The sequence below is a fragment of the Antarctobacter sediminis genome, assembly GCF_019218285.1.
In the GTDB taxonomy this organism is placed as follows: domain Bacteria; phylum Pseudomonadota; class Alphaproteobacteria; order Rhodobacterales; family Rhodobacteraceae; genus Antarctobacter; species Antarctobacter sediminis.
The window spans coordinates 299,345-312,494 of sequence record NZ_JAHUZG010000001.1; the positions used below are offsets into that span (position 1 = coordinate 299,345).

Annotated in this window: 11 protein-coding genes; 7 read left to right on the top strand and 4 right to left on the bottom strand. The window is 63.3% G+C overall.

Annotated features, from left to right (window positions below):
* Positions 1-62: 62 nt before the first annotated feature.
* The 4 genes from KJP30_RS01505 to KJP30_RS01520 all read left to right on the top strand — a co-directional run bounded on the left by KJP30_RS01505 (position 63) and on the right by KJP30_RS01520 (position 6,507).
* Positions 63-971: an AAA family ATPase gene (locus KJP30_RS01505; protein ID WP_218447200.1), complete on the top strand. Its 909-nt coding sequence runs from the start codon at positions 63-65 to the stop codon at positions 969-971.
* A gap of 644 nt (positions 972-1,615) precedes the next feature.
* On the top strand, positions 1,616-2,866 hold the full coding sequence (locus KJP30_RS01510; protein ID WP_218447201.1) for a vWA domain-containing protein: 1,251 nt from the start codon (positions 1,616-1,618) through the stop codon (positions 2,864-2,866).
* A 98-nt stretch (positions 2,867-2,964) separates the two neighbouring features.
* Complete coding sequence (locus KJP30_RS01515) at positions 2,965-4,593, top strand: OmpA family protein (protein ID WP_218447202.1); 1,629 nt, start codon at positions 2,965-2,967, stop codon at positions 4,591-4,593.
* Between the two features lie 246 nt (positions 4,594-4,839).
* Positions 4,840-6,507 carry an OmpA family protein gene (locus tag KJP30_RS01520; protein ID WP_218447203.1) on the top strand — a complete coding sequence of 556 codons (1,668 nt, stop codon included), beginning with the start codon at positions 4,840-4,842 and terminating at the stop codon, positions 6,505-6,507.
* 114 nt (positions 6,508-6,621) lie between these two features.
* On the opposite strand, the gene KJP30_RS01525 is transcribed toward KJP30_RS01520, so the two are convergent.
* Positions 6,622-7,065 (bottom strand): hypothetical protein, encoded by a 444-nt coding sequence (locus KJP30_RS01525; protein WP_218447204.1) that lies wholly within the window; start codon positions 7,063-7,065, stop codon positions 6,622-6,624.
* A 132-nt stretch (positions 7,066-7,197) separates the two neighbouring features.
* Positions 7,198-8,805 (bottom strand): peptide chain release factor 3, encoded by a 1,608-nt coding sequence (locus tag KJP30_RS01530; RefSeq protein ID WP_218447205.1) that lies wholly within the window; start codon positions 8,803-8,805, stop codon positions 7,198-7,200.
* 139 nt (positions 8,806-8,944) lie between these two features.
* Between KJP30_RS01530 and KJP30_RS01535 the strand changes: the two genes are divergently transcribed.
* Positions 8,945-9,316: a nuclear transport factor 2 family protein gene (locus KJP30_RS01535; RefSeq protein ID WP_218447206.1), complete on the top strand. Its 372-nt coding sequence runs from the start codon at positions 8,945-8,947 to the stop codon at positions 9,314-9,316.
* 6 nt (positions 9,317-9,322) lie between these two features.
* Here the strand turns inward: KJP30_RS01535 and KJP30_RS01540 are convergent, their stop codons facing one another.
* Positions 9,323-10,333, bottom strand: a complete 1,011-nt coding sequence (locus tag KJP30_RS01540; protein ID WP_218447207.1) for a Hint domain-containing protein — start codon at positions 10,331-10,333, stop codon at positions 9,323-9,325.
* A gap of 132 nt (positions 10,334-10,465) precedes the next feature.
* On the opposite strand from KJP30_RS01540, the gene KJP30_RS01545 reads away from it, so the two are divergent.
* Together KJP30_RS01545 and KJP30_RS01550 are read left to right on the top strand one after the other, a co-directional pair.
* On the top strand, positions 10,466-11,245 hold the full coding sequence (locus KJP30_RS01545) for an SDR family oxidoreductase (protein ID WP_218447208.1): 780 nt from the start codon (positions 10,466-10,468) through the stop codon (positions 11,243-11,245).
* Positions 11,246-11,249: 4 nt separating this feature from the next.
* The gene (locus KJP30_RS01550) at positions 11,250-12,389 is read left to right on the top strand and encodes a YhaZ family DNA alkylation repair protein (protein WP_218447209.1); all 1,140 of its coding nucleotides are present in this window, start codon (positions 11,250-11,252) and stop codon (positions 12,387-12,389) included.
* Here the strand turns inward: KJP30_RS01550 and KJP30_RS01555 are convergent.
* A complete protein-coding gene (locus KJP30_RS01555; protein WP_218447210.1) occupies positions 12,380-13,066 on the bottom strand; it encodes a M48 family metalloprotease in 687 nt (228 codons plus the stop codon). The genes KJP30_RS01550 and KJP30_RS01555 overlap by 10 nt on opposite strands.
* Positions 13,067-13,150: the final 84 nt, after the last annotated feature.

Here is a 13,150-nt window from a genome sequence, read left to right on the forward strand (position 1 = left end):
GTGACTTCCGTCCTATTGACGGCCCTCGCAGGGCTTGGGAAACCGGGGGCAGGAGGACCGCCATGACATTGCCTGCATCCATCGACGACGTTCAGGAAACGCTTGGGAACACGGGCTATGTCTGTGGCCGGGCGCTTGCCACCGTCGTGTTCCTGTCGCTGCGCCTTGGGCGGCCTCTGTTCCTCGAGGGGGAGGCCGGCGTCGGCAAGACCGAGATCGCCAAGGCGCTGGCCAAGGCGCTGGGGCGGCGTTTGATCCGGCTGCAATGTTACGAGGGGCTGGATGCCTCCAGCGCGGTCTACGAATGGAACTTTCCGGCGCAGATGATCGCCATTCGCACTGCCGAGGCACAGGGCAGCGCCGACCGGGACGTTCTGAACCGCGAACTGTTCGGGCCGGACTACCTGATCGAACGTCCGCTGTTGCAGGCCATGCGACCGGATGAGAACGGCGCGCCCATCCTGCTGATCGACGAACTGGACCGCACCGATGAACCTTTCGAGGCCTTCCTGCTGGAGGCGCTGAGCGACTTTCAGGTGACGATCCCCGAAATCGGCACCATCCAGGCGCCCGAGCCGCCGATCGTGATCCTGACCTCGAACCGCACGCGCGAGGTGCATGACGCGCTCAAACGGCGCTGCCTGTATCACTGGGTGGATTACCCGGACTTCGCGCGCGAGGTGGAAATCCTCAATGCCCGCGAACCGGGCGTGGCCGAAACCCTCAGCCGCGAGATCGTGGCCTTTGTTCAGTCGCTGCGCACCGAAGACATCTTCAAGAAACCGGGCGTGGCGGAAACCATCGACTGGGCCAAGTGCCTGCTGGCACTGGACGTGGTGGACCTGTCGCCCGAAGTGATCAGCGACACGCTGGGCGCGATCCTGAAATACCAGGACGACATCGCCAAGATCGAAGGCGGCGAAGCCAAGCGCATCCTCGACGAGGCCAAGGCCAGTATCGAGGCGGCATGAACCTGTTCCGCCCAACCGGCCTGAAGGACCTGCAAGTGGCCAGGGATGCCGGATGGAGCGCCCGGCCCGCGTACCGGCCGGACCGGTCCACTTTCTACCCGGTCACATCGCAACGCTCCGCTGAACAGATCGCGCTAGACCGAACCTCCGTTCTGCCAGCCTCGGATGGTCCGGGGCCTGTAACCCGCTTTGCAACTTCCATGGACTGCGCGGCTGGCCATCCGGGTCATCTGGCTGGCTCCAAGGAAGATGACGAACCGCGGGTCGCTGCGGATGCGCTTTCCGCGTCCAAAACCAAACCTGTCGAGCCGGTCTCGGTTGCGTTGCCGTACCGGTTCAAACAACCAACCTCCTCGAAAAAGCCCATGAAAAGGGTGGAACCGAGATGATCAGTGCCACCACACCCCCGGCGCGGCGGCGCAAGCTCCTCCGCCCCCACGGGCAGAACGTCCCGCGACGATACGGTTCCAAGGATCTGCCAGAGATCGGATTATACAATTGCCAGAAGGATCAGGCGCGCCACGCCCTTGGGATCGGGTTTGACGCGGCCACGCAGGATGCGCTGATGTTTCTTCTTGGTCAAAATACCTCTCCGGGGGTCCGGGGGTGGAAAACCCCCGGGGTTTGCCAAAGGCGAAATCAGGATGCCTGAATACCTGCCGCTCGAAATTCCCGAAAACCCGCGCCTTGCGCAGAACATCATCCACTTCGCCAGGGCTTTGCGTCGCGCGGGCCTTCCGGTGGGACCGGGCCGGGTAATCGACGCGATCCGCGCGGTCGAGGCGGCAGGCTTTACCGAGCGGATGGATTTCTACTGGACGCTGCATGCCTGTTTCGTGAACCGGCCCGAACATAGGGTCGTCTTTGCGCAGATCTTTCGGCTGTACTGGCGCGATCCACGTTTCCTTGAACAAATGATGTCGATGATGCTGCCCGCCATTCGCGGCGTGCAGGAGGAACGCAGCGCGGTGGCGGCCGAGAAACGCGCAGCTCAGGCCCTGCTGGGCGACCAGCTGCCTGAGATGCCCGAGGAGGAAGAGCAGGAAGAGGCCACCAAGGTCGAGGTGGATGCCTCGATGACCATGTCCGTCGAGGAAAAGCTGCGCAGCCTCGATTTCGAACAGATGTCGACCGAGGAAATCGCACAGGCCAAGCGGATGCTGGCGCGGTTGACCCTGCCGGTGAAACCGATCGAAAGCCGCCGTCTGATGGGCGCTCATCTTGGGCACCGCATGGATGCGCGCAAGACGATCCGAGATGCCCTGCGCAAGGGAGGTGAGATCCAGTCCATTGCGCGGGCGAAACGGCGGCCACGCTGGCCCAACCTGGTGGTCCTTTGCGACATTTCCGGCTCCATGAGCCAATACAGCCGCATGGTGCTGCATTTCCTGCACGCTGTTGCGAATGAAAAGGGGCAGGGTTGGGCCAAGGTCCACGCCTTCACCTTTGGCACGCGGTTGACCAATATCACCCGCCATCTTGCCACCCGTGACGTCGATGCGGCGCTGAAGGCCGCCGGGGCCGAGGCGCAGGATTGGGAGGGCGGCACGCGGATCGGCCAGTGCCTGCACGCCTTCAACCGGGACTGGTCGCGCCGGGTCATGGGGCAGGGGGCTGTCGTTTTGCTGATCACTGACGGTCTGGACCGGGACGATGCGGGCGCGCTTGAGAAAGAGATGGAGCGCCTGCACCTGTCCTCGCGTCGGCTGATCTGGCTGAACCCCTTGTTGCGCTGGGACGGTTTTGCGCCCAAGGCCACGGGTATCCGCGCCATGCTGCCTCATGTGGACAGCTTTCGGGCAGGGCATTCCATCGCGTCGCTGGAGGATCTGGCCGAGACAATCTCGCGTCAGGATGATCTGGGCGAAAAGACCCGATTGATGCAGATGCTCTAGGCGGCGGACCGCCGAAGCGGCGCATTGAGGGAAACATTGCCGCCAGTTGTGCGTTTTCTTGCCAATCCCCATCCGGGGAAGGTGGAAAGGAGACAGCGATGACCCCCATTCGCAATGCCACGGCGCTTGCCGGTGTACTGACCCTCGTGATCGGAGGCCCGGCGCTGGCGCAGGGCCAGAACGGCGATGCCGGTGCCGCTGCCAAGCTGCCTCAGCGACAGCTTGAGATGCTGAACGAACTTTGCAAGCTGGGCACAGAGGCACCGCAGGGTTTTGCCTGCGATGCCATTGCCGAGGCGCTTGCCGGTGGTCAGGCGGACAAGCCCGATCCCGAGGCACCCGAAGCAGATGCCAAGGTCGATCCGGCAGAGGCGCTGAAACCCAAGGACGCAACCGAAGACAAGGCAGAGGATCCGGCCCCCAAAACGGCCGACCCCGCGCCGGAAGTCGTCGACCCAGCACCCGAAACGGTCGAACCGGCCCCCGAGGCAGCAGACCCCGCACCCGAAGTTGCCGAACCTGATCCGGAACCGGCGGACCCCGCCCCGGAGGTTGTCGAACCGGCCCCGGAACCCGAGGCAGGCGACGCGCCAAGGGTTGCGGATACCCCGGACCCCGCAGCGGAAAGCGACGGTCCCGATCCGCAGGCGCAGATCGACTCGTTGCGCCGCCTGTTGGAAAGTCCGCCCGCTGCGGCTGCTGCCAGCCCACGGGATGGCGGAGAGCTTGTCGAGGAAAAGCTCGACGCAGAAGATGTGCGCCGGTCGAGCGAGGATTTCACAACCGGACTGGACGGCAAGGTGAAACCGGATGCCGAGGCCAAGAAGTCGGATGATGACGATGGCCTGTCGCCGCTGGCAAAGGCTGCGATTGTCGGTCTGGGCGCTGTCGCCCTGTCCGAGATCCTTGGTGAAAATGACAGGGTCGTATCGAACTCCGGCGACCGTGTGGTTGTTGAACAGGACGGGCAATTCCGCGTCCTGCGCAATGACGACGTGCTGTTGCGCCGACCGGGGGCCGAGGTTGAAACCCGCAGCTTCGAGGACGGGTCGACGCGAACCCGTGTGACCTACGAAGACGGCACAGTGGTCACCACGATCCGCGCCGCTGATGGGCGCGTCCTGCGCCGCGTGCGCCAGTTGGCAGACGGGACAGAGGTTGTTCTGTTTGACGATACGCAATCCAGCCCGCGGGTAGAGATCAGCGAACTGCCAAGGGTCGAGACACGCAGCCGTGTCGATTACCGCGATACGGATGCGGATTCGCTTGCCCGGGCTTTGGCGGCCACAGGCGCGTCCGACATCAACCGCCGCTTTTCGCTGGCTCAGGTGCGCAACATCGATGCGGTGCGTCACCTCGTGCCCGAGATCACGGTGGACACGATCAACTTTGAAACCAATTCGGCGGCGATCCGTCCCGAAGAGGCCCGTGACCTTGCCGCGCTCGGTGATGCAATGCGAAGCGCCATCGCCCGCAATCCGGCAGAGGTATTCCTGATCGAAGGGCACACGGACGCTGTGGGCAGCTTTGCCTACAACCTTGCCCTGTCGGACCGTCGCGCGGAATCCGTGGCACTGGCATTGACCGAGTATTTCGACGTCCCGCCAGAGAACATGGTTCTGCAAGGCTATGGTGAAGGCGATCTGTTGATCCGTACAGATGACGCGGAACGCGCCAATCGCCGTGCCGCCGTGCGTCGCATCACGCCGTTGCTGACCGGGCAGTAAGCCGCCCCTGACAGACCCCGAAAAGGCCCCCGGCAGAATGCTGTCGGGGGCCTTGTTTATTGGGGGTCGGGAATACCTCCGTTGCCCGAAACGGCCTGTCAGGGTTTGATGACGCTGCGTCACAGGAATACGTGGCTCCCGAATTTCAAGGGGCTGGCGATCCATCAAGGGACCATGCCGCCCGCCGCCACCGGCGCACCAAAGACTTTCCCGTCCGTCTAGCCTTTGCTGGAAAGGAATTGCCCAATGAAACGCTTCCTCCTCGCCACGGCCGCGCTCGGCGTGCTGACGGCGTCTCTTGCCGGGCCGGCAGCGGCCCAGAATTTCGACCTGAAACAGCTGTGCAACCCCGCGCTGGGCATCAAATGCCCGCCCGCGACCGGAACCCTGCGCCGTGTGCCCAAGGCCAAGACCGCGCCCAAGGTCATCGTACAGCAACCCAAAGCCACGGTGCAGCCGCCCAAGAAGGTGGTGCGCGTGCCCAAAAAGACCGTGCAGGTGCCGCAGGTCATCGTGACCCCGCAAAGAAACAAACCCGCGGTACAGGTCATCATACCCAAGAACGTGTCGCCGCAGGTCAAGGTGCCGAACGTCCAGATCGTTCGGCCCAAGGGCAAGACGCCGACCATCAAGCTGCCGACGCAGACCGTGCGTCCGGGGGCAAAGGTGCCCGGTGTCCAGATTGCCGTCCCGCCCAAGGGAAAACAGCCTGCGATCAAGGTCGCCCCGAATGGCACGCTTGTCGTCAAGCCCGGGCAGGTGGATCTTGGGGCCCTGCGGGACCAGTTGGCGAAGGATCTTGTCACTGGCAAACCCGGCGCCCTGAGGGTGACACCCCGGCCCGGGGTCACGATCCGCATCCCCGAAGGCAACATCGACCTCGGCTCCAGCCAGCGGCAGGCCGATATCGTGGCCTTGCGGGACGTTGCCAAGGTGGCCGCGGCGGTTGGCCTTGTGGCGGGCGGGGTCAAGATCCTTGACCGGACCCTGACCGATGAGGATGTGCGCCGCTCATCCGAGGATTTTGCGCGCGTCGCAACCCAGATCGGTGCCCGCACGGGTACGCTTGATTTCCGCAACGTGGATCTTGGCAAGGTGTTGCAACGGGGAGACCGCGTCATCACCAACAGCGGCGACCGGATGGTAGTGCAGAACAACGGCGTGATGCGTGTGCTGCGCAATGACGACGTGCTGCTGAATCGCCCCGGGACGAATGTGCAGACCTTCCAGTACAAGGATGGCTCGACCCGAAACCTGATGATGTACGAAGACGGAACACAGGTTGAAACTGTCCGGGCACCGGATGGCCGCGTGCTGCGCCGGTCGTCGATTGCACCGGACGGCACAGAGGTTGTGTTGTTCGACGATACGCGACCGACCGAACAGGTCCATGTCAATGAGCTGCCCGAGCTGAAGGGACCGACTGTCGTGGCCTATAACAGCGACAGCGACGTGAACGGGGCGCTGGGCGCGGAAACCAATGTCGAGGCCGGACGTCAGTTCTCGCTGGCACAGGTGCGTGACATCGAGGCCGTGCGCAAGATGGCACCGGGCATCAATATCGACACGATCCACTTTGCGTCGAACTCGGCTGCGATCCGCCCCGAAGAGGCCGAAGAACTGGCCGCACTGGGCTATGCGCTGCTGGAGGCCATTGCGCTGAACCCGGGCGAGGTCTTTCTGATCGAAGGGCACACCGACGCGCGCGGGCACGAGGCCTATAACCTGTCGCTGTCAGACCGCCGTGCAGAATCCGTGGCGCTGGCCTTGATCGAATACTTCGGCGTCCCGCCCGAAAATCTTGTCCTGCAAGGCTATGGGGAAAGTGATCTGCTGGTGCGGACAGATGCCGCCGAACAGGCCAACCGCCGTGCCGCCGTCCGCCGGATCACGCCCCTGTTGACCGACATCTGATCCGGAAAAAACCTCCCGGACCCGGCGCAAAGATCCTGCGCCGGGTCTTTGCATGTGCGTGGCACAGCATCTGCCAAGGCCCCGGCGGCACGGGTTGTCCGGACTGTGGCCAATTCAGTCGACGAGGATCCCGTCAGTGACAAAAACTGCGCGATAGGTTTCGCTGCTGTCGTCGAAATTGAGCGTGCCGCGCACGGTGATCTTGGTGGCCTCGGGCACATCGGGCATCGGGCGCTTCATCATGACTTCCAACGAGGGACCATAGCCGTTTTGTCCGCAAAAGGGACAATCGGCCGGATCGGGCACCAGCAGGAAGGTCGACACATAGGCCTGCGCCTCGACCGGGACGTAGTAACCGGTGATCTGGAACCCGTCCTGCATGGCCCGCAGGTCGTCGGGAATGATCTTGGCCACCGACCATGTGGTTTCAGTCTCTGTCTCTTCGTATTCGATCGACTGGATCAAATCCCACGGATCAGGCTCTGCCGAGGCCGGGCAGGCCGCAGAGAGACAGGTGGTGGCCGCATGGAAAGCGGCAAAGAGGTGGATCATGCTCATGGGCGCAATATACGCCCGGCGCAGCGCAGAGACCATGCATCACGTGCAACATGGCCCCACCATCGGCAAACTATTGCAGGGCACAACAGGCGGGGGCCGATCCGTAAGACGGGTCCGCCCCTGCCGAGTCGATCAGACCATCATTTCCTTGGTCGCCGACAGGTGGACGTCCGGGTAGTCGCGTTCGATCCGGTCGATGTCCCATTGCAGGCGCGTAAGGTAGACCACATCGCCATCATGGTCATAGCTGATGTGCTGTTTGTTGGCGTTGATGAACTTTTCAACCGCGGCCTTGTCGCCGGTCACCCAGCGCGCCGAGGTGAACTGAGAGGCGTCGAACCGGACCGGCAGACCGTATTCCAGCTCGATCCGGCTGCCCAGCACCTCGAATTGCAGCGCGCCCACGACGCCGACGATAAAGCCCGACCCGATCATCGGCTTGAACACCTTGGCCGCGCCTTCCTCGGCGAATTGCATCAGCGCCTTTTCCAGGTGCTTGGCCTTCATGGGGTCGCCCGCGCGCACCGATTGCAGCAGTTCCGGTGCAAAGGACGGGATGCCCGTGACCTTCAGCGCCTCACCTTCGGTCAGCGTGTCGCCGATGCGCAGCTGGCCATGGTTCGGGATGCCGATGATGTCACCGGCCCATGCCTCTTCGGCCAGTTCGCGGTCGGATGCCAGGAACAGCACCGGGTTCGAAATGGCCATGGGCTTTTTCGTCCGCACATGGGTCAGCTTCATGCCGCGGTTGAAATGCCCCGAGGCGAGCCGGACAAAGGCCACGCGGTCGCGGTGCTTGGGGTCCATGTTGGCCTGCACCTTGAACACGAAGCCGGCCACCTTCTTTTCCTCGGGGGCGATTTCGCGCGGGCTGGCCTTTTGGATCTGCGGCTCGGGGCCGTAGGTGCCGATGCCATCCATCAGTTCCTTGACGCCGAACGAATTGATGGCCGAGCCGAACCAGATCGGCGTCATGTGCCCTTCGAGCACCGATTGCGGGTCCAGCTTGGGCAGCAGTTCACGCGCCATCTCGACCTCTTCGCGGAGCTTCTCCAACAGGTCGGCAGGAATGTGATCCTCCATCCGGGGATCGTCCAGACCTTCCAGCCGGATCGATTCTGCCACCTTGTTCCGGTCGGCGCGGTCCATCAGTTCCAGCCGGTCGTTCAGCATGTCGTAGCAGCCAAGGAAATCCCGGCCCATGCCGATGGGCCAGCTGGCGGGCGTCACGTCGATCGCCAGGTTTTCCTGGATTTCGTCGATGATCTCGAAGGTATCGCGCGCCTCGCGGTCCATCTTGTTGCAGAAGGTCAGGATCGGCAGGTCGCGCAGGCGGCAGACCTCGAACAGCTTTTGCGTCTGGCTTTCCACACCTTTCGCACCGTCGATCACCATGACTGCCGCGTCCACCGCCGTCAGCGTGCGGTAGGTGTCCTCGGAGAAGTCCGAGTGGCCGGGCGTGTCGACAAGGTTGAACCGGAAATTGCCGAAGTCAAAGGACATGGCCGAGGCCGAAACGGAAATCCCGCGGTCCTTTTCCATCTGCATGAAATCCGAACGCGTGCGCCGTGCCTCACCCTTGGCGCGCACCTGTCCCGCCATCTGGATGGCACCGCCATACAGAAGGAATTTCTCCGTCAGGGTCGTCTTGCCGGCGTCCGGGTGCGAAATGATCGCAAAGGTGCGGCGGCGGGCGATTTCCGCGGGCAGATCGGGGCGGTTCGAAGGTGCGTCCAACATGCGCGCGGATATAGGCGAGCGGCGAGGCCGGGGCAATGCGCAAGACGCGCGGCGCAGCGCGTACCGGTCTGCTGTCTTGTTCCTGTCACAGAGCTGCGCTAAGGTGAACATAGAGTGAACATTTTAGGGAGGAAGCGCGATGTTGTTGAGAGAAATTGCAGAGGAACTGGTTGCCGGCTGCCGCGAAGGGCGTGAGTTGGAAAACCTCGACAAGATCTATGCCGCAGATGCCGTTTCGGTCGAGGCGATGCCGATGGACGGCGCGGACAGCGCTGAAACCCACGGGATTGAGGGCATCAAGGGCAAGCACGCCTGGTGGTCGGCCACTTTTGAGGTGCTGGACGGTACGGTCGACGGACCGTTCCTGCACGGTGATGACAGCTTTGCCGTGATTTTTGAAATGAAGGCAAAGCACCGCGAAAGCGGCGAGGTGAGCGATATGAAAGAGGTCGCGATCTATTCCGTCGCTGACGGCAAGATCGTGCGCGAGGCGTTCTATTACACGATGTAGGCGGGCCTAACCCCCGGATGACTTGCGCAGGACATCCGTGGCGTCGGGCCGTGCCAGCAGGTGCTCTTCGACCTCCAGTGCGCGGGGATCGCTACGGCGATGGCCGGGCAGCAGGTCGGAGAGTTCAAGATCCTTTGGCAGCGCGGCGCGGGTGCGTGTGTCCACCAGCATGGATTCGGCGGCAATTCCTTCGGCGTATATGATCTGATGCGTGTCAAAAAGCATCTGGTAGTAATCGACAAAGCCGCCCTTGCGGCGGGCCACGGTATCCCCGTTCACAAGGTGCCGCGCCCGCACCAGCAGTTCGGCGCGTCCCGCACCAAGGTGGTCGCGGCGCTGGTAGATGAAAAGCCGATGATCAGGAGACACCAGCAGATCACGGGTATTGTTCAGCACACCCTCGCGGATGCAAATCGGGGCAAAGGCACCTACGGCGCGGACGGTCTGATGGCCGATCCAGCGGATCGGCTGGGGACCATCGTCGCGGGTCAGGATGCGGTCGCCGACCTTCAGATCCTCGACGGGGCATTGGGCCCCGCTGGCAAGGGTGATCATGGTTCCGGCTGTAAACGAGACACAGGCCACCTGCGCATAGCGTTGCAGCGCCGCCTCTTCGTCAACGCCGACCAGAACGTAATCGGCCCGCGCCTTCATCGGTGCCAGCGGCAGCAGATAGACCTCGGCCGCGTTGCCTTCGTCGTCAGTTTCCACCAGCACCAGCGCCTCGGTCGTCTGGCCATCGCCGGACATGAAAGTCACGCAACAGTCAAGGTGCAGGTCCGCGCCGGGATCGCCAAGGGCGCTGCCCTCGGCCACGCGAAACGGCGGGGCGGGCCCTGTCACCACTCCCAGCGGTTTCAGGACCGCCAGTGGCGACAAACGGTAGACATCGTCGTGCACAAGCTCTTCGGCAAAGCCGATCGGATCGCCAAGATTGGCACCGTTCACCACCCGCAGCGCATCGGCGCGGTAGACCTGAAGGCTTTGCGTGGCGCGGGTTTGGTCCGATTGTGGCATGAAACTTTCGCACTGAGGTGACGGCTGGATAGACGCTGTCGCCCATTGTATGCCAGCACAATGTGTCTTCAAATGGCCCGGAAGCCGGTGTTTTGTCGGCGGAGGGGAAACAAGGAACAGGGAGCCAGGAACATGGATCTGGGAATTCGCGGCAAACGGGCGCTGGTCTGTGCCTCTAGCAAGGGGTTGGGACGCGGCTGCGCCGAGGCACTTGCCGAGGCAGGGGTGGATCTGGTTATGAACGCCCGCGGCGCCGAAGCGCTGGAAGAGGCGGCGCAGGATCTGCGCGATCGTTACCAGGTTTCGATCAAGACCGTCGCCGCCGACATCGTGTCCGAAGAAGGCCGCGCACGGGTGCTGGAAGAGGCTGGCGACGTGGACATCCTTGTCAACAATGCGGGCGGCCCGCCGCCGGGCATGTGGTCGGATTGGGGCCGCGAGGATTTCATCAAGGCGCTGGACGCCAACATGCTGACACCCATCGCGCTGATGACCGAGCTGATGCCCAAGATGATCGACAAGGGATGGGGCCGGGTGGTCAACATCACCTCGGTTTCGGTCAAGGCACCAGTTGCGGTTCTGGGCCTGTCGAACTCGGCCCGGACCGGTCTGACGGGCTATGTGGCGGGCACCTCGCGGCAGGTGGCCTCCAAGGGCGTGATCATCAACAACCTCCTGCCCGGCATTCATGACACCGACCGCGCCACCGCGCTGGACACCGGTGTGACCAAGGCCAAGGGGATCTCGATGGATGAGGCCCGCGCCGAACGCGAGGCGACCATCCCCGCCGGGCGCTATGGCACGCCGGAGGAATTCGGCAAGATGTGCGCCTTCCTCTGCTCGCAGCACGCGGGTTTCATCGTCGGCCAGAACATCCTGCTGGATGGCGGCGCAAGCAACATGACGATGTAAGCCGATGGCGCGCGGACCGGACGGGCAGGGTGGCGGCGCGGGGTTTTCCCTCGCCGACCAATTGTTCAACGCTGACAGCCTGCGCGATCTAGCGCAGGACTACGCGGTGCTGCCCGCATTCGATGCCGCGCGCTTTCACGCCGAGGCGCTTGGCGGACTCGACGGGCGCGGGTTGCTGGAACGGCTGGACTGGATCGCCACCTGTGTCGAAACGCAGTTGCCCGCTGATTTTCCGGCCATGGCCGAGGCGCTGGAGGCTGCCTTGCCCGATCCGCTGGACCCGTCGCTAAAGGACGATGATTTCGGGCGCTTTATCCATGCGGTGCCCGGAATACTCGCCGTGCGGCACGGGTTGGAGGATCATCCCGACAGGGCGCTGGATCTGCTTTATGAGGCGACCAAGCGCTTTTCGATGGAATTCTACATTCGTCCATTCTTGAACCGCTGGCCCAACGAAACGCTGGCGCGTCTGGATCTGTGGGCGGGGGATGAGAACTATCACGTCCGCCGCCTTGTCAGCGAAGGCACGCGGCCCCGACTGCCCTGGGCGGCGAACATCGCGCTGGACCCGGCGGTTCCCTTGCGTTTTCTGGACAGGCTGCACGCCGATCCGACACGCTATGTCACGCGGTCGGTGGCGAACCACATGAACGACCTGTCCAAGGTGATGCCGGACCGTGTCGTGGATCGCCTGCGCGATTGGCAGGCCGCCGGTCGGCAGGATGTCAAGGAAATGGACTGGATCACCCGCCATGCGCTGCGCACGGCGGTCAAACGTGGCGAACGCGGCGCGCTGGACCTGCTGGGCTATCGCCCCGGCCATGTCGCGGCACGGATCGAGGGACTGCCTGACGGGCTGCGCATTGGCGAGACCTTGCAGTTCGACGTTGTGCTGAGCGGCGACGAAGCTTTGCCCGTGCTGGTGGACTACCGCTTGCGGTTTGCACGCCCGAACGGCAGCGCGGAAAAGGTCTTCAAGCTCAAGACCGGCAGTCTGACGCCGGGCAAGCCGCTGACACTCCGGAAGAAACACGTGCTGAAGGGCAATGCCACCACGTACAAGCTGCACCCGGGGCCGCATCGGATCATTGTGCAGGTGAACGGTCAGGACGTGGCCGAGGCCGGGTTCGACCTTTACGCCTGATCCCAGCGTGCCTCCAGCACTTCCAGCGCCTTGATGCGCTCGCTGGTCTTGGGGTGTGACATCAGCCATGCGGGCATGGCACCGGACCGCGATTGCGTCAGGTCTTCCAGTTTGCCGAACAGGGTCTTTTGCGGACCGACCCCGATGCCCGATTTGACCAGCAGCGCAGCGGCATAGGCGTCTGCCTCATATTCGTCCGAGCGCGACAGACGCGCGGCCAGAAGTGAGGCAAGACCGTTTGCGATATAGACGCCGACGCCCGGCAGAAAGCGGCTGAGCACCATGGCCAGCGCGGTGCGCAGCGCGTTTTGGCCCGAAAAATCGATCATGCGCCGCCGCGTATGCCCCAAGGCCACATGGCCCAGTTCGTGGGCAATGACGCTGGCCATTTCCTCGGCGCTGACTTCGCCTTGCTGGTACTTGCGATAAAAACCGCGCGTGATGAAGATCCGTCCATCCGGTGCGGCCAGCCCGTTGATCGGGTCGATCTCGTAGATGTTGACCTTGATCCGCGGCAGGTCCAGCGACTCGGCCATGCGGTCTGTCAGTCGTTTGAGCCGGGGGTCCGCCAGTTCCGTTGAACGGGAGTCCAGTTCGCGCGCGGTCCGCCACGCGGAAAACCGGTAGTAGACAAAACCGTAAAGCACGGCGAGCAGGATCGGAGTCAGCTTGAGCATGAGGGGAATATGGTTCCGCTGCCCGGTCTGGAAAAGGGGCGAACCGCCGCTGACGCCGTGAAAAGCCCCGCCGCCGGCGATCAG